General features: G+C 68.0%; 21 protein-coding genes. 5 read left to right on the top strand and 16 right to left on the bottom strand.

Going from position 1 to position 25,382, the window contains the following annotated elements; translation table 11 throughout:
- Positions 1 to 176: 176 nt before the first annotated feature.
- The 5 genes from BUB20358_RS19030 to aceK all read right to left on the bottom strand — a co-directional run bounded on the left by BUB20358_RS19030 (position 177) and on the right by aceK (position 5,457).
- Entirely contained in the window at positions 177 to 1,451 is a 1,275-nt protein-coding gene (locus tag BUB20358_RS19030) for a dienelactone hydrolase family protein (RefSeq protein ID WP_006763254.1), read from the bottom strand.
- A gap of 107 nt (positions 1,452 to 1,558) precedes the next feature.
- Entirely contained in the window at positions 1,559 to 1,996 is a 438-nt protein-coding gene (locus tag BUB20358_RS19025; protein ID WP_006763255.1) for a YchJ family protein, read from the bottom strand.
- Between the two features lie 39 nt (positions 1,997 to 2,035).
- Positions 2,036 to 2,713: an SDR family oxidoreductase gene (locus BUB20358_RS19020; protein WP_006763256.1), complete on the bottom strand. Its 678-nt coding sequence runs from the start codon at positions 2,711 to 2,713 to the stop codon at positions 2,036 to 2,038.
- 85 nt (positions 2,714 to 2,798) lie between these two features.
- Positions 2,799 to 3,566: a carbonate dehydratase gene (can, locus tag BUB20358_RS19015; RefSeq protein ID WP_035971632.1), complete on the bottom strand. Its 768-nt coding sequence runs from the start codon at positions 3,564 to 3,566 to the stop codon at positions 2,799 to 2,801.
- Positions 3,567 to 3,627: 61 nt separating this feature from the next.
- Entirely contained in the window at positions 3,628 to 5,457 is a 1,830-nt protein-coding gene (aceK, locus tag BUB20358_RS19010) for a bifunctional isocitrate dehydrogenase kinase/phosphatase (protein WP_006763258.1), read from the bottom strand.
- 287 nt (positions 5,458 to 5,744) lie between these two features.
- Between aceK and BUB20358_RS19005 the strand changes: the two genes are divergently transcribed.
- On the top strand, positions 5,745 to 6,824 hold the full coding sequence (locus BUB20358_RS19005) for an MBL fold metallo-hydrolase (protein WP_006763259.1): 1,080 nt from the start codon (positions 5,745 to 5,747) through the stop codon (positions 6,822 to 6,824).
- An 18-nt stretch (positions 6,825 to 6,842) separates the two neighbouring features.
- Here BUB20358_RS19005 and BUB20358_RS19000 read toward each other — a convergent pair whose 3' ends face one another.
- From BUB20358_RS19000 to argS, 6 genes are all read right to left on the bottom strand, one after another.
- A complete protein-coding gene (locus BUB20358_RS19000) occupies positions 6,843 to 8,492 on the bottom strand; it encodes an ABC-F family ATP-binding cassette domain-containing protein (RefSeq protein ID WP_035973257.1) in 1,650 nt (549 codons plus the stop codon).
- 190 nt (positions 8,493 to 8,682) lie between these two features.
- The gene (locus BUB20358_RS18995; protein WP_035971634.1) at positions 8,683 to 10,278 is read right to left on the bottom strand and encodes an ABC transporter substrate-binding protein; all 1,596 of its coding nucleotides are present in this window, start codon (positions 10,276 to 10,278) and stop codon (positions 8,683 to 8,685) included.
- 319 nt (positions 10,279 to 10,597) lie between these two features.
- Positions 10,598 to 11,371 carry an SDR family oxidoreductase gene (locus BUB20358_RS18990; RefSeq protein ID WP_006763261.1) on the bottom strand — a complete coding sequence of 258 codons (774 nt, stop codon included), beginning with the start codon at positions 11,369 to 11,371 and terminating at the stop codon, positions 10,598 to 10,600.
- Positions 11,372 to 11,390: 19 nt separating this feature from the next.
- The gene (locus BUB20358_RS18985) at positions 11,391 to 12,029 is read right to left on the bottom strand and encodes a thiol:disulfide interchange protein DsbA/DsbL (RefSeq protein WP_006763262.1); all 639 of its coding nucleotides are present in this window, start codon (positions 12,027 to 12,029) and stop codon (positions 11,391 to 11,393) included.
- 69 nt (positions 12,030 to 12,098) lie between these two features.
- Positions 12,099 to 12,959, bottom strand: coding sequence for an SPOR domain-containing protein (locus tag BUB20358_RS18980; protein ID WP_035971636.1), 861 nt, complete (start codon positions 12,957 to 12,959; stop codon positions 12,099 to 12,101).
- Between the two features lie 117 nt (positions 12,960 to 13,076).
- Entirely contained in the window at positions 13,077 to 14,858 is a 1,782-nt protein-coding gene (argS, locus tag BUB20358_RS18975) for an arginine--tRNA ligase (protein ID WP_006763264.1), read from the bottom strand.
- A gap of 200 nt (positions 14,859 to 15,058) precedes the next feature.
- Here argS and BUB20358_RS18970 point away from each other — a divergent pair, with 200 nt between their 5' ends.
- Complete coding sequence (locus BUB20358_RS18970; protein WP_035971637.1) at positions 15,059 to 15,382, top strand: DUF1840 domain-containing protein; 324 nt, start codon at positions 15,059 to 15,061, stop codon at positions 15,380 to 15,382.
- Positions 15,383 to 15,469: 87 nt separating this feature from the next.
- On the opposite strand, the gene metH is transcribed toward BUB20358_RS18970, so the two are convergent.
- The 5 genes from metH to BUB20358_RS18945 all read right to left on the bottom strand — a co-directional run bounded on the left by metH (position 15,470) and on the right by BUB20358_RS18945 (position 22,474).
- The gene (gene metH, locus BUB20358_RS18965) at positions 15,470 to 18,187 is read right to left on the bottom strand and encodes a methionine synthase (protein ID WP_006763266.1); all 2,718 of its coding nucleotides are present in this window, start codon (positions 18,185 to 18,187) and stop codon (positions 15,470 to 15,472) included.
- A 43-nt stretch (positions 18,188 to 18,230) separates the two neighbouring features.
- On the bottom strand, positions 18,231 to 19,301 hold the full coding sequence (locus BUB20358_RS18960) for a homocysteine S-methyltransferase family protein (RefSeq protein ID WP_006763267.1): 1,071 nt from the start codon (positions 19,299 to 19,301) through the stop codon (positions 18,231 to 18,233).
- Between the two features lie 316 nt (positions 19,302 to 19,617).
- Positions 19,618 to 19,875, bottom strand: a complete 258-nt coding sequence (locus tag BUB20358_RS18955; RefSeq protein ID WP_009693455.1) for a BTH_I0359 family protein — start codon at positions 19,873 to 19,875, stop codon at positions 19,618 to 19,620.
- A gap of 242 nt (positions 19,876 to 20,117) precedes the next feature.
- Entirely contained in the window at positions 20,118 to 21,500 is a 1,383-nt protein-coding gene (locus BUB20358_RS18950; protein ID WP_094190607.1) for a DUF3108 domain-containing protein, read from the bottom strand.
- A 107-nt stretch (positions 21,501 to 21,607) separates the two neighbouring features.
- A complete protein-coding gene (locus BUB20358_RS18945) occupies positions 21,608 to 22,474 on the bottom strand; it encodes an IclR family transcriptional regulator (RefSeq protein WP_035971638.1) in 867 nt (288 codons plus the stop codon).
- A 127-nt stretch (positions 22,475 to 22,601) separates the two neighbouring features.
- On the opposite strand from BUB20358_RS18945, the gene BUB20358_RS18940 reads away from it, so the two are divergent.
- From BUB20358_RS18940 to BUB20358_RS18930, 3 genes are all read left to right on the top strand, one after another.
- The gene (locus BUB20358_RS18940) at positions 22,602 to 23,594 is read left to right on the top strand and encodes a fumarylacetoacetate hydrolase family protein (protein WP_006763271.1); all 993 of its coding nucleotides are present in this window, start codon (positions 22,602 to 22,604) and stop codon (positions 23,592 to 23,594) included.
- A 209-nt stretch (positions 23,595 to 23,803) separates the two neighbouring features.
- Entirely contained in the window at positions 23,804 to 24,631 is an 828-nt protein-coding gene (locus BUB20358_RS18935) for an enoyl-CoA hydratase/isomerase family protein (RefSeq protein WP_006763272.1), read from the top strand.
- A 76-nt stretch (positions 24,632 to 24,707) separates the two neighbouring features.
- Positions 24,708 to 25,382, top strand: a 675-nt coding sequence (locus BUB20358_RS18930) for a PhaM family polyhydroxyalkanoate granule multifunctional regulatory protein (RefSeq protein ID WP_174905099.1), incomplete at its 3' end; no start/stop codon positions are given.

The following is a 25,382-nucleotide window of genomic DNA, read 5'->3' as shown; positions in this document are numbered from 1 at the left end:
GGGAGCGAAGGGGGCGCGAGCGCGTTGCGCAGGCCGGCGATAACGCGCGACGCGTGCGTGAAGCGCGAAAAAAGAGCGGGGAACGGCACGACCGCGCCGCGCTCGAGCACGCTCACGGGGCGCATGCGCGAAGCGCGCCAAGAAAGGGGAATGAAAGCGGCAGGAGAAAACGCGCGTCAGCGCGAGGCGAGCGCGTGCGTATCGGCGTCGCGCGCAGCGACGGCGCCGCTGTCGGCCGTCTGCGTCGCGTTCGCATTCCACACGACGCGATCGTCGACCGCATACAGCCGGCACGGGCCCGCGCCCTGTTTCGCGCAGTTGTCGAGCGCGAGCGCCATCGGATCGTCGCCGCCTTCGGCCCACGACCACGCGCCTTCGGCGGACACCGCGAACGCGCGGCTCGGATGCTGGCCGAGGAAGCGGCGATAGCCTTCGCGGCCGGCTTCGTCGAGATACGGCACCGCATCGACCGCGTCGATCGACGCATAGCCGGTCGCGTTCGGCTCATGCGGATTCGCGACCGCATAACGCACGGCGGTCGGCATGCCGAGCTGCGCGAGGAATGCGTGCACGGCCGGCCACCAGACCGACACGCCGTCGCGATCGACGATCAGCCGGTGCGCGTCGTTCTTGTAGCGGCCGAAATCGACGAACTGCGCCTGCGTGCCGTGCGACACGTACGCGTCATGCATCTGCGCGACGAGCTCGGGCGTCCATACCGAATCGTTGTCGCCGTACAGCCACAGCGACCGGACGGCCGTGTGCGCGCCGTAGCGGTCGAACGCGTCGACGAGATTGCGCTGCCAGCCGTCGCACAGATCCTGGCGCAGCCCGCCGGAGAAATTGATGATCCCGCGCACGCCGGGCGCGGCTTCGGTGCCGTACGCGACCGATACGAGCCCGCCGTGCGACGTGCCGGCGACGACGATGCGCGCCGCGTCGACGTACGGCTGGCGAGACATGTAGCGGATCGTCGCGTCGACGTCCGCCGCCTGCGCGAGGCCGTTCTTTTCGACGTTGCAGCCTTCCTGCCGATACGTGCCGCCGGAACCGGCAAAACCCTGGCGGTTCGGCGCGATCACCGCATAGCCGCGGCGCACGAATTCGCGCGCGAACGCGATCGGCCGGCTGCGCGGCTGCAGATGGAGATCGCCGGTGTTCTTGCCGTGGTTGAACACGACGAGCGGGAACGGGCCGGGGCCGTCGGGCTTGAACAGCGTCGCCTCGAGCGTGACGGCGCCCGACGCGTCGGCCGGAATGCGGAGGATCTGCTCGTTGAGGTCGGCGGCGACTTGCGGCAGGCCCGACGCACCGTAATCGAAGCGCTCGGCATGCGCGAGCGAGCCGGCTGCGGCGCCCGCAGTCGCGTTTGCGTTCGGCAGCGTACCGGCCTGAGCGGCCGACAGCGCACAGGCCGCCATCCATCCCACCAATACCTTGCTGAACGCCATTCGTAAGCCCTGCCAGCCAACGTGACCAAACTGTCGGCCATCCTAGCCCGACAAATTCAGGTTGTGCAATGCAGGAATTACCCGGCGTCTGACACAGCAAGCATTTGCTAGTGATCGCTTACGTCTCCGTCGACGTAGCGCCAGAAACCGTGCTCGTCGCGCTCGAAGCGGCTCGTCTCGTGCAGCCGGTACGCGCGTCCGCCGACCTTGTAGCGCGCGACGAATTCGACCTCCGCGCGCCGTTCGCCGGTCGCCGCCGCGCGCTTTATCGCGAGCCCGAGCCAGCGCGGCGCGTCGGGCGCCTGCGGATCGGCGTCGAGATCGGACGGACAGGTGCGCGCGTCCCAGGTCGCGCGCAGGTAGTCGGTCGCGCCGAGCACGTACGCGGTGTACCGCGAACGCATCAACTCGAGCGCGCCCGGTGCGGCTTCGCCGCCGTCGATGAAACGGCCGCAGCAGGCCGCGTAGCGCGGGGCCGGCGCCTTGCCGGCGGGAGCGGGCGACGCGCCGCCGCACGGGCACGCGTCAGGTCGGTTCGAAGTCATGTGAAACGGGAATTAACGACGGACGGTTGTGAGCGCGGCTCACCAGCTCAGCTCGACGCCGTCGTACTGGAAGAAACGGCCGTTCGCCTGCGCCACGTCGGCGGCGGCCTCGGCGATCACGCGGCGCATGCCGGTCACGCTCGTATGCGGGTCGATCGCGGCCTGCGCGCCGCCCATGTCGGTGCGCACCCAGCCCGGATGCAGCGAGATGCACGCGGCGTGGCGCGTCTGCAGCGACGCGATCCGCAGCACGTCGTTCAGCGCGGCCTTGCTCGCCCGGTACAGCCAGCCGGTCGTGCCGGTCGCGTCCGCGATGCTGCCCATCCGGCTCGACACGACGGCCAGCACGCCGCGTGCATCTTCGACAAGCGGCAGCACGATCGGCAGCAACTGCATCGGTCCGCGCACGTTCGTATGCATGACCGCGTCGAAATCCTCGGCGGTCACGGTTTCGACCCCTTCGGTGCGCGGCCCGTACACGCCGGAAACGAGCACGGCCGCGTCGAGCCGTTCGCCGTCGAGCTTCCAGCCGAGCGCCGCGATCTGCTCGGGCTGCGTGATGTCGAGCGCGTGCGCGTGCGCGCCGAGGTCGCGCAACGCGGCGAGCGACGCGTCGTCGCGTGCGGTGGCGATCACGTTCCAGCCGTCGCGCCGGTATTGCCGGACGAATTCGCGGCCGAGGCCGCGCGATGCGCCGACGATCAGTACGGTTTTCATGTTCCCGGCTCCTTTCGTGTTGCGTGTCGGTGTCAGGCCGTGCCCGGCGCGGTGCCGTCGGGCGCGGCCGCGCGACGTTCGCGCGCTACTTCGCGTCGTCGCAGGGCTTCAGCGTGTCGGCGACCGCCTGCGCGACTTCGTCGAGGCGCGCCGCGTCGGCGGCGACCATGTCGTTGTCCGGCGCATGCTGGCCGCGCGCGGTGAGCGCGGCGACGCAGCGCCGATACGTCGCGTCGAGCGCGTCGAAGTTCGACACGGCCATTCCGAGGTTGCGCATCCGTCCGTCGTGCACGCCGTATACGAGCGCGTGCACGGTCAGCGACTGGCCGCGCGCCCACGCGTCGTTGACGATCGTCGTGCGGCACACGTTGACGACCTGCTCGATCGCGTTCAGCTCGATCAGCCGGCGATAGCGCGCCTCGCCGACCGGCCATTCGTCGAGCAGCGCCGCGTGCCGCTCGCGCACGTCCTGCACGTGATGCAGCCAGTTGTCCGCGAGCCCGACGCGCCGGTTGTGCAGCGCTGCGTTGACGCCCGAGCACCCGTAGTGGCCGACCACCATGATGTGCTTCACGCGCAGGATGTCGACCGCGAACTGGATCACCGACAGGCAGTTCAGGTCGCTGTGCACGACCACGTTCGCGATGTTGCGATGGACGAACACTTCGCCGGGCGGCAGGCCGATGATCTGGTTCGCGGGCACGCGCGAATCCGAGCAGCCGATCCACAGATATTCGGGCGCCTGCTGGTCCGCGAGGCGCGCGAAGAACTGCGGATCGTCGGCGAGCTGGCGCTTGACCCACGCGTCGTTGTTGTCGAACAGATGCGAGAGCGGGTTGTCTGGAGTGTTCATCGGTGTGTGGTCTCTGCGGGAATCGGGTGATATCGGGCGCGACCGCGGTCGACGCGCTGCGTCATGCGGCACGTTGCGCGCTGCTTTCGCTTTCGCCGTCGCGTTGGTCGCCGGCGCGCGCCGCGAAGCGCTCCGGGTAGCGCATGCAAAAGCGCAGCGACGTGTCGTACGGATAGAAATCGGGCAGTTCGCCCTGCAGCAGCTTGTCCTTGCTCGCCTGCCACAGCGCGGGGTCGAAGAAATCCGCGTGATGCTTGATGAAGACGGCACGCACGCGCGGGTCGCCGAGCAGGAACGGCCCGTAGGTTTCCGGAAAGATGTCGTGCGGGCCGACGGTATACCACGGCTCGCCCGACAGTTCGTCTTCGTCGTTGCGTGGCGGCGGCACGCGGCGCACGTTGCAGTCGGTCAGGTACTCGATCTCGTCGTAGTCGTAGAACACGACGCGCCCGTGGCGCGTGACGCCGAAGTTCTTGTACAGCATGTCGCCGGGGAAGATGTTGGCCTTCATCAGCTCCTTCACCGCGTTGCCGTACTCCTTCACGCCGTGCTCGACGTCGGCATCGGTGCCGTTCTGCAGATACAGGTTCAGCGGCGTCATCCGGCGCTCGATGTACAGGTGCTTGATCACGAGGTTGTCGCCTTCGTATTCGAGCAGCGACGGCACTTCCTTCTCGAGCTCGCGCACCAGCGCATGGTCGAGACGCGCGAGCGGCAGCGCGACGCTCGAATACTCGAGCGTATCGGCCATCCGGCCGAGGCGGTCGTGCCGCTTCACGAGCTGGTATTTCTCCATGATCTGCGCGCGCGTCGTCTCCTTCGGCGGCGGGAAGTGGTCCTTGATGATCTTGAACACGTACGGGAACGACGGCAGCGTGAACACGAGCATCACGAGGCCCTTGATCCCCGGCGCGACGATGAAGCGGTCGCTCGAGTGCGACAGGTGATGCAGCAGGTCGCGGTAGAACAGGTTCTTGCCCTGCTTCTGCAGCCCGACCGACGTGTAGATCTCGGCCTTCGGCTTGCCCGGCATGATCGTGCACAGGAAATCCACGTACGCGGACGGCACGTCCATGTCGACGAGGAAATACGAGTGCGAGAAGCTGAAGATGATCTGCAGCTGGTCGCGGCGCAGCAGCACCGTGTCGAGCGCGAGCAGGCCGGCGCGCACGTGGCGGATCGGCACCGCGAACGGCAGCACGCGGTCGGCGTTGATGATGCGCCCGACGATGTACGCGCTCTTGTTGCGGAAGAACAGCGACGACAGCACGTGGATCTGGAAATTCGGCGCTTCGTCGAAGCGGCCGAATTCGTCGGTGATCGCCTGCATCACGCACGCGATGTCGCGCGCGAGATCCTCGAACGGCGGTTCGAGCTGGAAATTCGTGACGATGCGCTCGAGCGTGACCGCGAGCCCGTCGGCGGCCGGGTAGTACGCGCGGTAGGTCGGTTTCGCGGCCGGTTCGTCGTTCTCGAGATACTCGGTCGAGATCGCGGGCCGCACGAAGATGAAGTCGTTGTTGAAGTACGAGCGGTGCAGGATCTTGCAGCAGACGGAGTTGAAGAAAGTTTCCGCGCATTCGGGCTGCCGGTGCGACGTGAGCAGGCCGATGTAGTGCAGCTTGATCTGCTGCCACACTTCGTCGTCGATGTTTTCCGCGTCGTATTCGTCCTGCAGCACCTCGACGCATTCCTTCACGCGATCGTCGTACGACGTGATCCGCTCGCGCGCGAGCCGCTGCAGCCCGTGCCAGTCGGCGTGCTCGAAGCGCGTCTTCGCTTCGACGGCCGCTTCGCGGAAGATCCGGTAGTGGCGGTCGAAGTATTCGAGCATCGTCTGCGCGACGTCGAAACCGATCTGCGACGACAGCAGTTTGGGGAAGTGATTCATCGCGGCACGCTCGTCCGGAAGGGCTGTAGCCTCGCCATTTTAGCGCTCAAGCGCGCGTTTCAAGCCGTTTTGCGCCGACGCAGCCGCGGCGCTCGATCGTCATGTTGCGCGCCGTTCGCAGCCGTTCGGCGCATCTTCGCGTAAAGATCCGGGTACACGCGCGGTTCCGGCGCGAACTCTGCGCCGTCGCGGCGGCGACTCGTCGGGCGATACGGCGATAGAATCGGCGGAACGCGCGCCGCGGCCGCCGGCCGCGCGCGCTCCGACAACGACGAGACGCCCTACCGATGAACGCCCTGGAACACCAACTCGACTATCCGTTTGCCGACACGCTGCCCGCCGCGGGCGACACGTTCGAAGTCGCGCCCGGCGTGCGCTGGCTGCGCATGCCGCTGCCGTTCTCGCTCGATCACATCAATCTCTGGCTGCTGCGCGACGAAATCGACGGACAGGCCGGCTGGACCGTCGTCGACTGCGGGATCGCGTCGGACGCGATCCGCACGCACTGGGAACGGATCTTCGACACGCAGCTGGACGGGCTGCCGGTGCTGCGCGTGATCGTCACGCACTGCCACCCCGATCACTTCGGCCTCGCGCACTGGCTGTGCGAAGGCGGCGACAAAAAGCGCTGGAACGTGCGGCTGTGGATGACGCTCGGCGAATACCTGTTCGGCTGCCTGATGGCGGCCGGCAACGGCTCGAACGCCGGCGGCGCGGCTGCGGCCGAGCACTTCGCGCGCCACGGGCTGACCGATTCCGCCGCGCTCGACAAGCTGCGCAACCGCCGCAGCTACTACTCGGATCTCGTGCCCGCGGTGCCGCCGCGCTACCGGCGGCTGCGCGACGGCGACGCGGTGACGATCGGTGCGCGCACGTGGCGCGTCGTTACCGGCTACGGCCATTCGCCGGAACATTGCGCGCTGCACAGCGAAGTGGACGGCGTGCTGATTTCCGGCGACATGGTGCTGCCGCGCATTTCGACGAACGTGTCGGTGTTCGACCTCGAGCCCGAAGCGAATCCGCTCGCGCTGTACCTGCAGTCGCTCGGCCGCTACGACACGATGGCGCCCGACACGCTCGTGCTGCCGTCGCACGGCAAGCCGTTTCGCGGCGTGCGCACGCGCATCGCGCAGCTGCGCGCGCACCACGACGCGCGGCTCGACGAGGTGCGCGCCGCATGCGCGGAACAGCCGATGAGCGCGGCCGACATCGTGCCGATCATGTTCCGCCGCCGCGAGCTCGACATTCATCAGATGACGTTCGCGCTCGGCGAGGCGATCGCGCACCTGAACCTGCTGTGGCTCGCGGGCGAGCTCGTGCGCGAGCAGCGCGACGACGGCGTGCTGCGCTTTCGCATTGCGCACTGACGCGTTTTTTCACCGTCGTCACGCGAGCGACGCGACGGGCTCGTAGCGCCATCCGTCGCGGTGCCATTGCATCGTGTGCGTCGGGTCGAGCGCCGCGAGAAACGCGGCGTCGTGCGACGCGACCACGATCGCACCGGGAAAACCTGTCAGCGCGGCTTCGATCGCGCGTACCGATTCGAGATCCAGATGATTGGTCGGCTCGTCGAGCAGCAGCAGCTGCGCGGGCGTGCCGCGCCACAACGCGCACGCGAGCGCGGCTTTCAGCCGCTCGCCGCCGCTCAGCCGATGCACCGGCTGCGTCGCGCGCGACGCATCGAGCTGCAGCAGTGCGAGACGGCTGCGCAGCTCGCCTTCGGCGAGCGGCGTATCGAGCAGCCCGAGTTGCTCGACGATCGAGCGGTCGCGGTCGAGCAGCGCGAGCCGCTGGTCGAGATACGCGGCGCTCACGTGCGTGCGGCATTCGCCCGCGCGCGGCGCGAGTTCGCCGGCGAGCATGCGCAGCAACGTCGATTTGCCGCAGCCGTTCGGGCCGGTCAGCGCGATGCGCACGGCGCCGCTGGCCGACCACGTGATCGGCGGCGCGTCGGCGTCGGCCGGCCACGGCGGCTGCGCGCATTCGAGCGTGAACAACTGCCGGCGTGCGCTGACTTCGGTGCCCGGCAGCGACACGAGCACGGGCGCGCCGGCGTCGACGCGTGCGGCCGCTTCGTGTACGCGTTCGTCGAGCGTCGCCTTCAGTTCGCCGTGATGACGCCGGACCGTGCCCATGATGCTGCGCGCGGCACCCTTGCGGCTCTGGCGCGCCATCGACGACAGATTGGCCGTCTTCGCGTCGCGCAGCGAGCCGGCGGCGTGGCGCTGGATCGTGTCGTGCTCGCGCTCGAGCCGTTTCTTCTCGCGGCTGCGCCCGGCGCGCGCGTGATCGAGCGCAGCCTGCGCCGCGGCGTCCTCGGCGTCGCGCTGCGCGCGATACAGCGCGTAGTTGCCGCCGTACGAGCGCACGCCGTGCGGCGTCACTTCGACGATGCGCTGCAGGCTGCCGAGCAGCGCGCGATCGTGGCTGACGACGACGAGGCCGCCGCGCCAGCCGTCGAGTGCCGCGCGCAGCCATGCGCGGCCGGGCGCGTCGAGGTGGTTGGTCGGTTCGTCGAGCACGAGCAGGCCCGCGCCGGACAGCAGCGCGCCGATCAGCGCGACGCGTGCGAGCTGGCCGCCGCTCAGCGTGTCGGCAGCGGCGTCGGGCTGCACGTCGTGCAGGCCCGCCGCATCGAGCGCCGCGCGCAGCCGTTCGGCGAGATCCCAGCGCTCGCCGATCGAGTCGAAGTCGTGCGCGTCGGCCTCGCCCTGCGCGAGCCGCGCAAGCGCCGCGAGCGGCACGTCGAGCTCGGCAATCGCGGCGACGCTCTGCGAGCCGGCCGGCATGTCGGCGTGCTGCTGCGCGACGTACGCGACGGACGTCTGCCGGTCGATCGCGCCGGAACTCGGCGCGCAGCGGCCCGCGATCAGTTGCGCGAGCACGCTCTTGCCCGCGCCGTTGCGGCCGACGATGCCGGTCGGCACGCGGTCGACGACGAGGTCGAGCGAATCGAACAGCGTGAAGCCGTCGTCGAAGCGGAAGGAAACGTGATGAAGCGCGACGAGCGCGCCGGTCGGCGTGGCAGCAGCCATGAGCACCTCCGAAAATGCGTGGAACACTTCGCGCGGCGTGCGGCGCACGTCGGCGAAAACATTTAGGGAAGGCTCAGTTGTTCACTTTGGCTGGCGTCCGGTATGAGGAAACAGGTGCGCAGTGTAGCAAGCACCGCACGTGCGCCGCAAGCGACGGACAATCGCCGTCGGTTGCGGCGCGGGTTACGCGTTACTGCACGGCGACCGTCGTGAAGTTCTGACGTCCGAACGGACTCACGCGATAGCCGCTCACGTTCGCGCGCGTGAGCGCGGCCGCGGTCGGATAGCCGAGCGGAATCCACAGCGCTTCGTCGTGGATGATCTTCTGCGCGGCTTCGTACAGCTTCGCGCGCTTCGCCTGATCGGCGGTCGTCTTGCCGTCGGCGATCAGCTTGTCGAGCTGCGCGTCGCAGAAGCGCGCGAAGTTGATGCCCGATTTCACCGCGTTGCAGCTGAACAGCGGCGTCAGATAGTTGTCCGGGTCGCCGTTGTCGCCGGCCCAGCCCATGAACAGCATGTCGTGCTGGCCGAGCTTCGCCTGCTTGATCAGCTCGCCCCATTCGATCACCTTCACGTCGGCCTTCACGCCGATCTTCGCGAGATCGGCCTGCAGCAGTTCCGCACCGGCCTTCGGGTTCGGGTTCAGCACGCTGCCGGTCGGCCGCGTCCAGATCGTCGTCGAGAAACCGTTCGGAAAGCCCGCCGACGCGAGCAGTTGCTTCGCCTTCGCGGGATCGTACGGGTACGGCGCGACGTCCTTCGCATAGCTCCACGTGTTCGGCGGGTACGGATTGTTCGCCGCCGTCGCCGTGTTGTCGAACACGACCTTCAGATACGTCGCACGATCGAACGCGAGGTTCAGCGCCTCGCGCACCTTGTCGTTGTCGAGCGGCTTCTTCTGCGTGTTCAGTGCGACGAACGCGGTCATGAACGCGGGCGTCTGCACGACCTTCAGCGCACTTTCACCCTTCGCGGCGAGCACGTCCTGCGGCTTCGGCGACAGCGCGATCTGGCATTCGCCGGCCTTCACCTTCTGCATGCGCACCGACGGGTCGGGCGTGATCGCGTAGATCAGCCGGTCGATCTTCGGCTTCGGTCCCCAGTACGTCGGATTCACGTCGTAGCGGATCAGCGCGTCTTTCGTATAGCTCTTCAGCACGAACGGGCCGGTGCCGATCGGCTTCGCGTTCAGGTCCGCCTGCTTGCCGGCCTTCAGCAGCTGGTCCGCGTATTCGGCCGAGTAGATCGACGCGAAACCCATCGTCAGGATCGGCACGAACGTCGCGTTCGGCTCGTTCAGCACGAACTTCACCGTGCTGTCGTCGACCTTCGTCACCGACTTCACGAGCTTCGTGAGCCCCATCGACTGCGCGTGCGGAAAGCCGCTCGCGCCGGCGACCTTGTGCCACGGATTCGAATCGTCGAGCATCCGGCTGAACGTGAACACGACGTCGTCCGCGTTCAGCGGGCGGCTCGGCTTGAAGTAGTCGGTTGTCTGAAACGCGACGTTCGGGCGCAGATGGAACGTGTACGTGAGGCCGTCGGCGCTCGCTTCCCATTTGTCGGCGAGCGCGGGCACGACTTTCTTCGCGGCTTCGTCGTACGACACGAGCGAGTTGAAGATCACGTCGGCCGATGCATTGGTCGTGACGAGCGAGTTGTACTGCACGACGTCGAAGCCGTCCGGGCTCGACTCCGTGCAGACGGTGAGCGGCTTGGCGGCGACGACGCCGGGGGCGGCAAGGGCGGCGGCGATGGCGGCCGCGGCGAACAGCTTGACGTGCATAGGATCTCCCACGTGACGAGCGCTGGTTGCTTGATGACGGATGCGGGCGCGGCCGGGAAAGCGGCGGCCGGCGCGGCTGGCGAATAGCATACCGTCAAAGCGCGCGACGCGTGAAAAAAGGCGCCGGAACGCGGCAAATTGGCCGAAAAACGGCTGCGTTCGCGTCGGAACGGGCGTTCGCGCATCGAAGCGGCCGATGAACGAACGGAGGCGGGAAGGGCGGCGGCGCCCGGTGCGACCGGTGCGTGCGCAACCGTACTGCGTTCGCGCGGCGCGACGGCGGAAGCGCGCCGGCCACGCACGATGCGCCGGCCGGCAGTCAGTGCGTGCCGGCTTTCGGCTTGCGCGGCGCCTTTTCGAACAGGCGGTCGTAGAGCCAGCGCGGCAGTACGTGCAGCACTTTCGCGACGATGCCCATCTGCCACGGAATCACGCGAAACGCGTGCTGTCGCGCGATCGCGCGCGCCGCGTGGGCGGCAAAGCGATCGGCGTCCATCAGGAACGGCATCCGGTACGGGTTGTGCTCGGTCATCGGCGTGCGGATATAGCCGGGCGCGATCGTCACGACACCGACGCCGGCCGGGCGCAATTCGACCCGCAGCGCTTCGAGATACTTGATCGCCGCGGATTTCGACGCGCTGTACGCGCCGGAGCCGGGCAGGCCGCGCACGCCGGCGACGCTCGCGATGCCGACCAGCGTGCCGTGCCGCGCGGCCGTCATCGGGCCGACGAACGGCTCGAACGTCGCGACCATCCCGTAATAGTTGACGTCCATCACGTCGCGGAACGTCGCGAGATCGCCCTGGCCGGTGACGGCGCCCTGGCTGATACCCGCGTTCGCGATCACGACGTCCGGGCAGCCGTGCGCGGCGATGAACGACGCGGCGGCCGTCGCGAGCGCGTCGGCATCGCGCACGTCGGCCGCGTAGATCGAGATCGACAGCTTGGGGAAACGCCGCGCGAACGCTTCGAGCGCGTCGACGCGCCGCGCGACCAGCGCGAGCGTCGCGCCCTGGCGCGCATATTCGTCGGCGATCGCGAGGCCGAGGCCGCTCGATGCGCCGGTGATGAAGACTTTCAGCGGGGCGGTCATGCCGGCGCGCGGGCGGCGCTCAGAGCTTCTTGTCCTGAACCTGCTTCACGAGATAGTCGAGCACCTGCGCGGTGCCGGGGATGCTGTTCGTGTAAGCGGGACCCGTCTTGTACTTGCCCTGCACGACGATCGTCGGCACGCCGTCGATCGCGTAGTTCTTCAGCAGTTCGGCCGACTGCTTGACCTGGCTCTGCACGCTGAACGAGTTGTACGCGTCCATGAACTGCTTCTTGTCGACGCCTTGCGTCGCGAGGAAGTCGGCCTGCGCCTGCGGCGTCAGCAGATAGTTCTTCTGCTTGTGGATCGCGTTGAAGATCGCCGGCGTGACCTTCTCGGCGATGCCGAGCGCGGACACCGCGTAGAACAGCTTCGAGTGCGGGACGAAGTCGTCGCGGAACGCGACCGGCACGCGCTTGAAGTCGATGTTGCTGCCCTGCTTCTTCACCCATGCTTCGATCGTCGGCTCGAATTCGTAGCAGTGCGGGCAGCCGTACCAGAAGAACTCGATCACTTCGACCTTGCCGGCCGGCGCGGACACCGGCTGCGGCGACTTCATCACCTCGAAGTCCTTGCCGGCGACCGGCGCGGCAGGCGTCGCGTGCGCGAGGCCGGCCACGAGACCCAGGGACAGAAGGAGCGTGCTAAGCAGTTTTTTCATGTTGTGAGCGTCGAATCGGTTGTTCGGGTTACGGAACGTAACGGGTTCTGCGTGGGAGCGGCCGGTTGCTTACTGCTTCGTGAAACGGATCACCGCCGTGTCGACACCAGCGTCGGACAGGCGCTGACGGGCCGAGTTCATATCCTCGAACTTCGAGAACGGACCGACGCGCACGCGGTAATACGTGACGCCGCTCACGTCGCGCTTCGACACCTTCGATTCGAAGCCCTGGAAGCCGAGACGCGCACGCTGCTGCTCGGCGTCGCCTTCCGTTTTGTACGCGCCGACCTGCAGGAAGTAGCCGGTATTCGCATCGTTCGCGCTCGGCGGCTTCGCTGCCGCGGCGGCCGTTGCCGACGACGTCGGCTTCGATGCGTTCGCTGCCTGCTGCTGCTGTTGCTGTTGCTTTTGCGCGGCGGCCTGCTGCTGCGCCTGCTTCTGCGCGGCGAAGCGCGCGAGGTCGTCTTCGCCCGCGGGCGGCTGCGTCTTCTTCGGCGGCGTGTTTTCGGCCGGCTTCGGCGCGACGGCGACGCCGTTGTTCGATGCATTGTTCGACGCGCTCGTGCTGCCGGCGCTGCTTGCCGACGGCGGCACTTCGACGATCTGCGGCTCGGGCAGCAGCCCGCCCTGCGTCTGGTTCGCGGCCTGGCCCGGCGCGGTATTGGGCGGCGCGGGCTGCGCGGCCTGCGGCACCGGCTGGCCCGGCGTCTTGCCTTGCAGCGCGCGGTTCGGATCGAATTGCTGCGGCTGGCTCGCGCCGTTGTCGGCCGACGGCGGCGCGACCTTCGACACGAACGGCGACGGCGAACGCGTGATATACAGCGCCACCACCACGGCGATCGCGAGCCCGACGATCAGGCCGAGCACGATTCCAAGAAATGTTCCTCCGGCTTGTTTCGATTGCTTCGAAGTGCGGCGTGGTTGTGCCATTGCTTGAGTCACCTGCAAAAAGAATCGTGAAAGGGCTGCGGCCTGCGGCGCGCGATCCGGTGGCGGAATTGCGTGCCGCGCGCTGCCGCAGCCGTGCGCTGCGCGTTTCGCGCCGCTTTACATCTTGGCCGGCGCGGACACGCCGAGCATCGCCAGACCGTTCGCGAGCACCTGACGCGTCGCGGCGAGCAGCGCGGCGCGCGCGTTGCGCGGCGCTTCGTCGTCGACCAGCACGCGCTCCGCATTGTAGAACGAGTGGAATTCACCAGCGAGATCGCGCAGGTAGAACGCAACCGCGTGCGGCGCCAGTTCGTTCGCCGCGTGCGTGAGCATGTCCGGATACTCGGCGAGCTTCTGCATCAGCGATGCGGCCTGCGCGCTCGTGAGCTGCGACAGATCCGCATGCGGCAGCTGCGCGAGATCGCCGTTGTAGCGCGACTGCCATTCGTTCAGCACCGAGCAGATCCGCGCATGCGCGTACTGCACGTAGTAGACCGGGTTCTCGTCGTTCTGTTTCAGCGCGAGATCGATGTCGAACACGAACTCGGTGTCGGCCTTGCGCGAGATCAGGAAGAAGCGCACGGCGTCGCGCCCGCGCGTGATCGTCGCTTCGTCGATCAGATCGGGCGCCGCTTCCTGGCCCGGCGCCGCGCCGCCCGACCATTCGATCAGGTCGCGCACCGTCACGTAGCTGCCCGCGCGCTTCGAGATCTTCACTTCCTGGCCGTCGCGCATCACGGTGACCATCTTGTGCAGCACGTAGTCGGGATAGCCTTTCGGAATTCCGATGTGCAGGCCCTGCAGGCCCGCGCGCACGCGCGCGATCGTGCCGTGGTGATCGGAGCCCTGGATGTTGATGACCTTCGTGAAGCCGCGCTCCCACTTCGTCACGTGATACGCGACGTCCGGCACGAAGTACGTGTACGTGCCGTCGGACTTGCGCATCACGCGGTCCTTGTCGTCGCCTTCGTCGGTCGTGCGCAGCCACAGCGCGCCGTCCTGCTCGTACGTCATGCCGGCCTTGATCAGCGCGTCGACCGTCTTCTCGACACGGCCTTCGCTGTACAGCGACGACTCGAGGTAGTACTGGTCGAACTTCACGCCGAACGCCTGCAGATCCATGTCCTGCTCGTGGCGCAGATAGGCGACCGCGAACTTGCGGATCGCGTCGAGATCGTCCACGTCGCCCGCGCCCTTCACGGGCTCGCCGTCCTTCGCGGCGACCGTCTCGCAGTTCATGTAGTCGCGCGCGATGTCGGCGATGTATTCGCCGTTGTACGCGGCTTCCGGCCAGCCCGCGTCGCCCGGCTTCAGGCCGCGCGCGCGCGCCTGCGTCGAGATCGCGAGGTTGCCGATCTGCACGCCGGCGTCGTTGTAGTAGAACTCGCGATGCACCGCGTAGCCCTGGCTCGCGATCACGTTCGCGAGCACGTCGCCGAGCGCGGCCTGACGGCCGTGGCCGACGTGCAGCGGGCCGGTCGGGTTCGCGGACACGAATTCGAGCAGCACCCGCTTGCCCTTCTCGCGGTCGGACGTGCCGAACGCGCTGCCTTGCGCGAATACGGCGCCGATCACCGCCTGCTTCGCGGCGGCCGTCAGACGCAGGTTGATGAAGCCGGGGCCGGCGATCTCGGCGGCTTCGACGAGCCCTTGCGCGGCCGGATGCGCGTTGACGGCCGCGACGATCTGCTCGGCAAGCTGGCGCGGGTTCGTGCCGAGCGGCTTCGCGAGCTGCATCGCGACGTTGCACGCGACGTCGCCGTGCGCGGCGACCTTCGGGCGCTCCAGCGTGATGGCCGGGGGGACGAACGCCGCGTCGGCGCCTTTCAGCGCGTGTGCGACCTGCTTGACGCTATCCGCGAGCAGGGCTTCGAGAGTCTGTTTGTGTGCTGGCAGCATGCTGGTAGGAGGCTTCGTTGGTGGCGGCCGGAAATGCCGGCGCGCCGGCGGGCTTTTTAAGCGCGCGTTTCAGGGATCGCAGAATTTTAACAGGTGCTAATATGCCGCTCAGGCGCCCCGCGTCCGCGAGGCCGGACGCCGGCCTGCCGGCGTTCCCCAACCTCGCCGCGCAGGCACAACAAGATGAAAAGGGAATTGTCATGATTACGTTCAAGAGCAAGGCGGCACAGGATCTCGACGTGCTGAAGGATTTCGCCGTGTACGTGCTGGGCCTCGTCGGCAAGCAGCTCGGCGAGCGCGGCGTGATTACGCACGAAGAACTCGACCACGCGATCGCGAAGCTGGAAGACGCGGTCGCGCAGGCGAAGCAGGAGCGCGCCGAGCACGCCGGCCATTACCACGAGGACGAAGCCGACCACGCGCACCACGAAGTGCCGCCGAGTCTCGCGCAGCGTGTCGCGCCGTTCCTCACGATGCTGCGCGAAGCGAAGGCCGCTCAGGCCGACGTGCACTGGGGCTTCTGAGCGCCGTCGAGCGGCGGCAGGCCGCGCAGGAATGCAAAAAAGCCCGCTCTCGAGCGGGCTTTTCGTTTCGTCTGACCAAACGGCGGATCAGAGCTGCGGCGCGAGCGCGCGGCGCGCGTCGTCGAGCGACAGCGCCATCCGCTGCGCGTAGTCCTCGAGCTGGTCCTGCCCGATTTTCCCGACCGAGAAATACCGGCTGTCCGGGTGCGCGAGATAGAAGCCCGACACGCTCGCGGCTGGCAGCATCGCCAGCGAGTCGGTCACGCTCATGCCGATCTCGTCGGCCTGCAGCGCGGCGAACATGTCGCGCTTCACGAGATGGTCCGGGCACGCCGGGTAGCCGGGCGCCGGGCGGATTCCGGTGTACTTTTCGGCGATCAGCGCATCGTTGTCGAGCGTCTCGCCGCTCGCGTAGCCCCACAGCTCGCGGCGCACGCGCGCGTGCATCGCTTCGGCGAACGCTTCCGCGAAACGATCGGCGAGCGCCTTCAGCATGATCGCGCTGTAGTCGTCGTGATCGGCCTCGAACTGCTTTTCCTTCGCGTCGACACCGAGCCCGGCCGTCACCGCGAACATCCCGATGTAGTCGGCCACGCCGGATGCCTTCGGTGCGATGAAGTCGGCGAGCGAGCGGTTCGGCCGCATCACGCCGTCGACCACCGGACGCACGCTCTGCTGGCGCAGGTTGCGCCACGTGAGCAGCACTTCGGAGCGCGAGTCGTCGGTGTAGATCTCGATGTCGTCGTCGTTCACGGTGTTCGCCGGCAGCAGCGCGATCACGCCGTTCGCGGTCAGCCAGCGGCCCTGGATCAGCCGCGCGAGCATCGACTTCGCATCCGAGAACACGCGCCGCGCCGATTCGCCGACGATCTCGTCGTTCAGGATCGCCGGATACGGGCCGGCGAGGTCCCACGTCTGGAAGAACGGGCCCCAGTCGATGTAGTTCGCGAGCTCGTTCAGGTCGTAGTTCCTGAACACGCGGCGGCCGATGAACTTCGGCTTCACCGGCGTGTAGTTCGCCCAGTCGATCTTCGTCTTGTTCGCGCGCGCTTCGGCGAGCGTGACCATCGGCTGCGCCTTGCGGTTCGCGTGCTGATCGCGGATGCGCTCGTAGTCGGCCTTCAGCTCGTCGAGGTACTTCGCCGCGCCTTCGTCGGACAGCAGGCTCGACGCGACCGACACCGAGCGCGACGCATCGGGCACGTAGACGACCGGCCCTTCGTAGTTCGGCGCGATCTTCACGGCCGTGTGCACGCGCGACGTCGTCGCGCCGCCGATCAGCAGCGGGATCTTCTTCACGCGGAAGTAGTCGTCGCGCTGCATCTCGGACGCGACGTACGCCATTTCCTCGAGGCTCGGCGTGATCAGGCCGGACAGCCCGACGATGTCCGCGCCCTCGACCTTCGCCTTCGCGAGGATCTCGTTGCACGGGACCATCACGCCCATGTTGACGACTTCGAAGTTGTTGCACTGGAGCACGACCGACACGATGTTCTTGCCGATGTCGTGCACGTCGCCCTTCACGGTCGCGATGACGATCTTGCCCTTCGCGCGCACGTCGCCGCCCGCCTCGGCGAGCAGCCGCTTTTCTTCCTCGATGAACGGGATCAGGTGCGCGACCGCCTGCTTCATCACGCGCGCGGACTTCACGACCTGCGGCAGGAACATCTTGCCCTGGCCGAACAGGTCGCCGACGATGTTCATCCCGTCCATCAGCGGCCCTTCGATCACGTTGATCGGGCGGCCGCCGGCTGCGGCGATCTTCACGCGCGCTTCTTCGGTGTCTTCGACGATGAAGTTCGTGATCCCGTGCACGAGCGCGTGCGCGAGGCGCTTCTCGACCGGCTGATTGCGCCACTCGAGGTTTTCTTCCTTCTTCGCGGCGCCGGTCTTGAACTTGTCGGCGATCTCGAGCAGCCGATCGGTGGAATCGGGGCGGCGGTTCAGGATCACGTCCTCGACGCGCTCGCGCAGTTCCGGGTCGAGCTCCGCGTACACGCCGAGCTGCCCGGCGTTCACGATCCCCATGTCCATCCCGGCCTGGATCGCGTGGTACAGGAACACGGTGTGGATCGCCTCGCGCACCGGGTCGTTGCCGCGGAACGAGAACGACACGTTCGACACGCCGCCGCTCACCTTCGCGTACGGCAGGTTCTGCTTGATCCAGCGCGTCGCCTCGATGAAGTCGACCGCGTAGTTGTTGTGCTCTTCGATGCCGGTCGCGACTGCGAAGATGTTCGGATCGAAGATGATGTCTTCCGGCGGGAAGCCGACTTCGTTCACGAGGAAGTCGTACGAGCGCTTGCAGATCTCGGTCTTGCGCGCGAACGTGTCGGCCTGGCCCTGCTCGTCGAACGCCATCACGACGGCCGCCGCGCCGTAGCGGCGGATCAGCTTCGCGTGATGGCGGAACGCTTCCTCGCCTTCCTTCAGCGAGATCGAATTCACGATCGCCTTGCCCTGCACGCACTTGAGCCCGGCCTCGATCACGTCCCACTTCGACGAGTCGATCATGATCGGCACGCGCGCGATGTCCGGCTCCGACGCGATCAGGTTCAGAAAGCGCACCATCGCCGCCTTCGAATCGAGCATCGCCTCGTCCATGTTGACGTCGATCACCTGCGCGCCGTTCTCGACCTGCTGGCGCGCGACGGCGAGCGCCTCGTCGAACTGGCCGTTGAGGATCATCCGCGCGAACGCCTTCGAGCCGGTGACGTTGGTCCGTTCGCCGACGTTGATGAACAGCGTTCCGGGCGTGACGTTGAACGGCTCGAGGCCGGCAAGGCGCATCATGTGATCGGTCATGGCGGTGCGAATTCGTGTGATGAAGGGCGGTGGGGCGATCGGATCAGGCGGCTTCGCTGTACTGGCTCGGCCAGCGGCGCGGCTTCACGTCGGCGAGCGCCTTCGCGATCTCCGCGATGTGCTCGGGCGTCGTGCCGCAGCAGCCGCCCGCGAGGTTCACGAGGCCGGCCTGCGCGAATTCCTTCAGCAGGCCCGACGTGACGTCGGGCGTCTCGTCGAAGCCGGTGTCGGCCATCGGGTTCGGCAGGCCCGCGTTCGGGTAGCACGACACGTAGGTGTCGCACAGCTTCGCGAGCTCGGCGATGTACGGGCGCATCAGCGCCGCGCCGAGCGCGCAGTTCAGCCCGAACGTGAGCGGCTTCGCATGGCGCAGCGAATTCCAGAACGCCTCGACGGTCTGGCCCGACAGAATGCGGCCCGACGCGTCGGTCACCGTGCCGGAGATCATGATCGGCAGCCGTTCGCCGGTGTCTTCGAACAGCTGGTCGAGCGCGAACAGCGCGGCTTTCGCGTTCAGCGTGTCGAAGATCGTCTCGACGAGGAACAGGTCGACGCCGCCGTCGAGCAGCGCCTTCGCCTGCGTGTAGTACGCGTCGCGCAGCTCGTCGAACGTGACGTTGCGCGCGCCCGGATCGTTGACGTCCGGCGAGATGCTTGCCGTCTTCGGCGTCGGGCCGATCGCGCCCGCGACGAAGCGCGGCTTGTCCGGCGTCGCGTACTTCGCGGCCGATTCGCGCGCGAGCTTCGCCGACGCGACGTTCATCTCGACGACGAGGTCTTCCATCCCGTAGTCGGCCTGCGCGACCGACGTCGCGCCGAACGTGTTGGTTTCGACGATGTCCGCGCCGGCCGCGAAATATTGATCGTGAATTTCGCGGATCACCTGCGGCTGCGTGATCGACAGCAGCTCGTTGTTGCCCTTCACGTCGCGCGGAAAATCCTTGAAGCGCTCGCCGCGATACGCGGCCTCGTCGAGCTTGTAGCGCTGGATCATCGTGCCCATCGCGCCGTCGAGGATCAGGATGCGCGAATTCAGCAGCGCGGGCAGTTCGGCGCCGCGCGTGTAGTGCGCGTCGAGCGGGGCGGCGGAAGCGGCGGAAGGAGTCGCAGACATGGCGGGGGACCGTCGAAAACGGGAAAACCGTCATTGTAGCTGCTGCGCCGGCGCACCGCCGGGCGCGGCGCGGGCGCGCCGGCCCGCGGGAAGCGGCACGCGGATTGCACGCGGCGCGACGTTTCGAGCCGGTGTCGCGTGTGGAATGGCGAGCGTTGTATGCGCAACCTGTGCGCACCGCGCCGCGTGCGCGCTTCGGAAACGAAAACCCCCGTCCGGCGGCCGGGCGGGGGCATGATCGGAGTGCGCGCGGCGCCGCGCGCAACGGTGGCGAAGACGAGCGGCTTGGCCGCTTCGCGCGCCGGGCCGCGGCCGGTCAGTGCAGCACGACCGGCATCATCATCAGGCTGTCGAATTGCCCCAGGAATTCGTCGACTTCATCGAGCGACGGTTCTTCCTCGATCAGCTGCTTCACGTGCGCGCGGAAGCGTTCGGCGAGCTCGCCGTCGATGAAGATCTCGCGCTGCGCGTTCTTGTCGACGATTTCGTATCCGCCGGCATTCATCAGATGGTGGCCGGCCTGCGGCGCGAACTCGACGACGCAGTAGTTGGGGCTGTTGTAGATCATTTGCATGGCGGCACTCCTCTTCGCAGTGGCATCTGGCCTTGTTGTCCCATACGTGGGGCAGGCGTTGCCGGTTTCAAGGGGCTTGCGCTGCACACCCCGTTCCCGCGTGCGTGGGGTGTATCGGTTAGAAGCCGATGTCTATCAAACGTTTCTTATTGTCGGTCCGTGGACTGAAATAGTTGTTAAAGAATGTCATCGGCTATTTCACGCGGGACTTTAATCGGTCGAAATTGCCGATTCGGGCACGTTCACGGCGCGGAAGCCGGTGCCGAAGGCCCCGACGGCGCGGCGGCGGGCGGCGACTGTGTCGATTCTGCCGATGGCGAAGCCGAAGCCGAAGCCGATGGCGATGCCGAAGCCGAAGCCGAAGCCGAAGCCGAAGCCGAAGCCGAAGCCGATGGCGATGGCGATGGCGATGGCGATGGCGATGGCGATGGCGATGGCGATGGCGATGGCGATGGCGACGCAGGCGTCGACGCGCCCGCGGGCGCGTCCGTCGTGCGCCGTTCCGGTGCAACGTCCGCGCCCGCGCCCGGCGGCGTGAGCGCGCCATGCCACAGCAGCTCGATCTGCGCGCCGTTCGGCTCGGTCTGCACGAGTCGAACCGGCAGCCAGCCGAGCGACGGGGCGAGCCACATGTCGATGCGGCGCGTGTCGCCGTCGCGGCGCGGCAGCCGCATGAAATGCCGCGCATCGACGATGCCTGCCTGCGTCTGCACGCGCTCGTCGCCGATCACCGCGATCGGCCACGTTTCGCCGCTGTTGTTGTCGATCACGAAAAACTGCTGCGTGACGCCGGGCTTGTACGCGGACGGATTGCCGCGCACGAGGGCCGACAGCTGGATCAGCATGCTGAAGCGGTCCTGCACGCCGTCCGGCAGCGGCGCATTGTTCGGCGTGCGCGTGAACACGACCTGGTGGATCTCGCGGTTGAAGATCGCGATGTCCTCGGGTCGCCTGCCGCGCTGCTCGACATAGCGGTCGGGCGCGATGCCGAACGCGTCGATGCGGCCCTCGCTCCGATAGTTGAACGGGCCGACGAACGGCACCGGCATCGACACGGACAGATCGTAGGTCCGCCCGTCGGTGCGCCAGTGGATCGTGCCGATCATGTTTTGCATACCGTTGTAGAACGTGTCGTACTGCAGGTCGGCCGACGGCGGCACCGAGAATTTGACGCCGTTCGTCGCGGGGCCGGGCGTCGCCGCGCTGCCTGCGCCGGCGGCCGATGCGGGCTGCGTGCCCGACGCACCCGATGTGCCCGATGCAGCGCTCGCCGCCGACGCGGCGGGCGGCGGTTCGCCGCGTTCGTCCGTCTGCGTCGACGTGAGCACCGGTTCGCGAGACTCTGCGGGCTGCGGCGCGGCCGGTTTCGGCGCCGGCGCCGCGGCGCGCTCGGCCGGCTTCGGCGCGGCGGCTGCCGGCCGGCGCTCGATCGGCTGCGGCTTCAGCAGCTCGACCTGCACCGGCACGTCGGCGGCGTCGGGCGGCGTGAACGATTCGCGATTGTGCACGAGCCACGATGCGGCGAGCGCGTGCAGTACCAGCACGACGACGAGCGCGACGCCCGCACGCAGCCAGCGGCGCGGCGAGGTATGGCGAAAACGGGTATCGGCACGCGACATCGGCAATCGGAACGGGTTGAGCGGTGATTCGGCGGCACGTACGGCGAGCCACAGGCGTCGGACCGCGGGATGCGCGACGCGTTCGCGATGCATCGCGCGCGCCGTGCAGCGTGCTACGCGTCGCGCGCGTCCGAACTATAGCCGAGTTCGTAAGAGAGCTTTTGCGCGCACGCGCGCAGCGCGGTGTCGATTTCGCCGCCCCACGCGATGTCGAACGTGCCTTCCTGCCCGAGCGCGACGATCGCGAGCGCCAGCTCGCCGACCGCGTCGAACACCGGCATGCAGAACGCGTGGATCGTCGGCAGCAGCATCCCTTCGACGCGCGCGGCCTGATGCTTGCGCACGTCCGCGAGTACCGCTTCGACTTCTTCCAGCGTGCGCGGGCCGCCATGATGCGGCGAGCGGCGCGTGTCGGCGAGCTCGCGCTCGATCATCGCCGCGGTCTTGCTGCGCGGCAGGTACGCGGCGAACAGCAGCCCGGTCGCGGAGCCGAGCAGCGGCATCACGTCGCCAAGCTTCAGCGACGCCTTCGCGGGATGGCTCGATTCCATCCAGTGGACGATCGTCGGCCCCTGATTGCCCCACACCGCGATGCCGACCGTCTGATCGAGCCGGTCGCGGAATTCGGTCAGCGCGATCCGCGCGAGCTTCACGCCGTCGACGCGCGCGAGCCGCGCGAGCCCCATCTGCAGCGCGAAGCCGCCGAGCTCGTAGCGTCCCGACACGGGATCCTGCGACACGACGCCGAGCCGTGAGAAGCTGACCAGATAGCGGTGCGCCTTCGCAGGGCTCATGCCCGCGCGCTGCGCGAGGTCGCGCAGCATCATCGCGCGCGGCTCGCTCGTCAGCACGTCGAGCAGCCGGAAGCCGACCTCGATCGACTGGATGCCGGAGCGGACCTTTTCGCCGTTGTCGCCGGACGCGGCGTCGTCGGTGTCGGGGTCGACGAGATCGTCGTCGGGAGGCGGGCTGGCAGGCATGGGCAGCGAGGCGAAAAAACGCGGCTAGGATCGAACGGAAGCGGCGCGCCCGATCGTTGCGCGGCGCACGGATTCACCATCGTAAAATAGATTCCCTCCATCGTCACTACAACGGCAGACTCCCGCTATGAAACTTGCTTCGCTGAAGGACGGCACGCGCGACGGCCAGCTGATCGTCGTATCGCGCGACCTGCACACCGCGGCGATCGCCGACGCGATCGCGCCGACGCTGCAGCGCGTCCTCGACGACTGGGCGTTCTACGCGCCGCAGCTGCGCGAGCTGTACGACGCGCTGAACCACGGCCGCGCGCGCAACGCGTTCGCGTTCGATGCGGCCAACTGCATGGCGCCGCTGCCGCGCGCGTTCCAGTGGGCCGACGGCTCCGCATACGTGAATCACGTCGAGCTGGTGCGCCGCGCGCGCGGCGCCGAGATGCCGCCCGAGTTCTGGACCGATCCGCTGATGTACCAGGGCGGCAGCGACGATTTCCTCGGCGCGCGCGACGACATCGTGTGTCCGTCCGAAGCATGGGGCATCGACTTCGAAGCCGAAGTCGCGGTGATCACCGGCGACGTGCCGATGAGCACGTCGCCCGACGACGCGCTGAAGGCCGTGCGGCTCGTCACGCTCGTGAACGACGTGTCGCTGCGCAATCTGATTCCGGCCGAGCTCGCGAAAGGCTTCGGCTTCTTCCAGAGCAAGCCGGCCACCGCTTTCGCGCCGGTCGCCGTGACGCCCGACGAACTCGGCGACGCATGGCACGACGGCCGCATGCACCGGCCGATGATCGTTCACTGGAACGGCAAGAAAGTCGGCCAGCCGGACGCCGGCACGGACATGGTGTTCCACTTCGGTCAATTGATCGCGCATGCGGCGAAGACGCGCAACCTGCGCGCCGGCTCGATCGTCGGCTCGGGCACGGTGTCGAACAAGGACGCGAAGCGCGGCTACTGCTGCATCGCCGAGAAGCGCTGCCTCGAGACGATCGAGCACGGCGCGCCGCAGACCGAATTCATGCGCTACGGCGACACCGTGCGCATCGAGATGTTCGATGCGGCCGGCAAGTCGATCTTCGGTGCGATCGAGCAGTCGGTCGCGCCGCCGGACGGCGCGGCTTGACGCGCGCCGCGCACGCGAACGCGCGAAGCGCGAAGCGCGGCCGCGCCGCGCGCCGGGTTTCGCCCGATGCTCGGCCGCGCGCGCTTGACTACACTCGATTCAGGCACGCACGCGCCCGCTCGCCGCGCAGCGATGCGCATCGCATGCGACCGTTGTCGCGGCTGCGCACGCGCGTTCCCGATCGAAACAGACCCAGCAAGGAGCCGCGCATGGCCGATCTCGCCGCATACGGCAGTTACGAAGCACTGAAGGTGACGCGCCGCGACCACGGCGTGCTCGACATCGTGATGAGCGGCGAGGGCGCGAACCGCAGCGGCCTCGCGACGGCCGACGCGCGCATGCATCGCGAGCTCGCCGACATCTGGCGCGACGTCGACCGCGACCCCGACACGCGCGTCGCGGTGATCCGCGGCGAAGGCAAGGGCTTCTCCGCGGGCGGCGATCTCGCGCTCGTCGAGCAGATGGCGAACGACTTCGACGTGCGTGCGCGCGTGTGGCGCGAGGCGCGCGACCTCGTGTACAACGTGATCAACTGCAGCAAGCCGATCGTGTCGGCGATGCACGGGCCGGCTGTGGGCGCAGGGCTCGTCGCGGGGCTGCTCGCCGACATCTCGATCGCCGCGAAGGACGCGCGCATCATCGACGGCCATACGCGGCTCGGCGTCGCGGCCGGCGATCACGCGGCGATCGTGTGGCCGCTGCTGTGCGGGATGGCGAAGGCGAAGTACTACCTGCTGCTGTGCGAGCCGGTGAGCGGCGACGAAGCCGAGCGGATCGGTCTCGTATCGCTCGCGGTGGAGCCCGCCGATCTGCTGCCGAAGGCGTACGAAGTGGCCGAGCGCCTGGCGAACGGATCGCAGACGGCGATCCGCTGGACGAAGTACGCGCTGAACAACTGGCTGCGCACCGCCGGGCCCGCGTTCGATACGTCGCTCGCGCTCGAATTCATGGGCTTTTCCGGACCGGACGTGCACGAAGGCGTCCGTTCGCTGCGCGAGCGGCGGCCGCCCGATTTCCGCGGCGACGCGCCGTTCTGACGCGCGCTATGATCGAACCACGGCGGCCGTGCAGCGCATGCCGGCCGCCCGCTCCCCAGCCAACCAGGATGCCCGTATGACGACTGATGCCTCCGGCTCCAATCCTTTCGCCGGCTTTGCCGGCTTCCAGCCCGCCGACATGCTCGACCGGATGTGGGAAATGATGCGGATGTCGCCGTTCGGCGCAATGGCGCCGTTTCCCGGCGCGCCCGCGGGGCTGCCGCCGTCGCTGTCGGCGATGTCCGACATGATGGCACCGCTCACGAGCGTCGAGGAGCTCGACAAGCGGATCACCGATCTGCGCGCGGTCGAGCAGTGGCTGAAGCTTAATCTCGGGATGCTGCAGTCCGCGATCCAGGCGCTCGAAGTGCAGCGCGCGACGCTCGCGACGCTGCGCGCGTTCGGCGCGTTCGCGCAAAGCTCGATGTCGGCGGCCGAAGATGCGGCGACGGCGGCCGCGAAGGCCGCATCCGCGCCGCTCGGCGAAGCGCCGCGACAGCCGGATGCGGCGGCGTCCGCGGCGGCTGCGTCAGCTACGTCGGGCGGCGATGCGGCCGGTTCTGATGCGTCGCCGGAAGGTGGCGCCGCGCCGCAGGCGTTCGACCCGGCCGGCTGGTGGAACCTGCTGCAGGCGCAATTCAATCAGCTCGCGAGTCTCGCGATGGCGCAGCCGGGCATGCAGCCCGCGGCGTCGGGCGACGGGGCGGCGGGGGCCGCTGCGCCGCCGCCCGAGCAGCCGACGCCCGCGGCC

The organism is Burkholderia dolosa (assembly GCF_902499135.1).
In the GTDB taxonomy this organism is placed as follows: domain Bacteria; phylum Pseudomonadota; class Gammaproteobacteria; order Burkholderiales; family Burkholderiaceae; genus Burkholderia; species Burkholderia dolosa.
The sequence above is the reverse complement of the archived record's forward strand: the minus strand, read 5'-3'. Positions and strand labels throughout refer to the sequence as shown.

Bases quoted from the DNA above. Each gene is read 5' to 3' on its own strand.
- aceK (WP_006763258.1), bottom strand. From the start codon at position 5,457: ATGAATCACTTCCCCAAACTGCTGTCGTCGCAGATCGGTTTCGACGTC.
- BUB20358_RS18985 (WP_006763262.1), bottom strand. From the start codon at position 12,029: ATGAAAAAACTGCTTAGCACGCTCCTTCTGTCCCTGGGTCTCGTGGCC.
- BUB20358_RS18935 (WP_006763272.1), top strand. From the start codon at position 23,804: ATGGCCGATCTCGCCGCATACGGCAGTTACGAAGCACTGAAGGTGACG.
- BUB20358_RS18945 (WP_035971638.1), bottom strand. From the start codon at position 22,474: ATGCCTGCCAGCCCGCCTCCCGACGACGATCTCGTCGACCCCGACACC.
- BUB20358_RS18995 (WP_035971634.1), bottom strand. From the start codon at position 10,278: ATGCACGTCAAGCTGTTCGCCGCGGCCGCCATCGCCGCCGCCCTTGCC.
- BUB20358_RS18940 (WP_006763271.1), top strand. From the start codon at position 22,602: ATGAAACTTGCTTCGCTGAAGGACGGCACGCGCGACGGCCAGCTGATC.
- BUB20358_RS19025 (WP_006763255.1), bottom strand. From the start codon at position 1,996: ATGACTTCGAACCGACCTGACGCGTGCCCGTGCGGCGGCGCGTCGCCC.
- BUB20358_RS18970 (WP_035971637.1), top strand. From the start codon at position 15,059: ATGATTACGTTCAAGAGCAAGGCGGCACAGGATCTCGACGTGCTGAAG.
- BUB20358_RS19020 (WP_006763256.1), bottom strand. From the start codon at position 2,713: ATGAAAACCGTACTGATCGTCGGCGCATCGCGCGGCCTCGGCCGCGAA.
- BUB20358_RS19005 (WP_006763259.1), top strand. From the start codon at position 5,745: ATGAACGCCCTGGAACACCAACTCGACTATCCGTTTGCCGACACGCTG.
- can (WP_035971632.1), bottom strand. From the start codon at position 3,566: ATGAACACTCCAGACAACCCGCTCTCGCATCTGTTCGACAACAACGAC.
- BUB20358_RS19000 (WP_035973257.1), bottom strand. From the start codon at position 8,492: ATGGCTGCTGCCACGCCGACCGGCGCGCTCGTCGCGCTTCATCACGTT.
- BUB20358_RS18960 (WP_006763267.1), bottom strand. From the start codon at position 19,301: ATGTCTGCGACTCCTTCCGCCGCTTCCGCCGCCCCGCTCGACGCGCAC.
- BUB20358_RS18990 (WP_006763261.1), bottom strand. From the start codon at position 11,371: ATGACCGCCCCGCTGAAAGTCTTCATCACCGGCGCATCGAGCGGCCTC.
- BUB20358_RS19030 (WP_006763254.1), bottom strand. From the start codon at position 1,451: ATGGCGTTCAGCAAGGTATTGGTGGGATGGATGGCGGCCTGTGCGCTG.
- argS (WP_006763264.1), bottom strand. From the start codon at position 14,858: ATGCTGCCAGCACACAAACAGACTCTCGAAGCCCTGCTCGCGGATAGC.
- BUB20358_RS18955 (WP_009693455.1), bottom strand. From the start codon at position 19,875: ATGCAAATGATCTACAACAGCCCCAACTACTGCGTCGTCGAGTTCGCG.
- metH (WP_006763266.1), bottom strand. From the start codon at position 18,187: ATGACCGATCACATGATGCGCCTTGCCGGCCTCGAGCCGTTCAACGTC.
- BUB20358_RS18980 (WP_035971636.1), bottom strand. From the start codon at position 12,959: ATGGCACAACCACGCCGCACTTCGAAGCAATCGAAACAAGCCGGAGGA.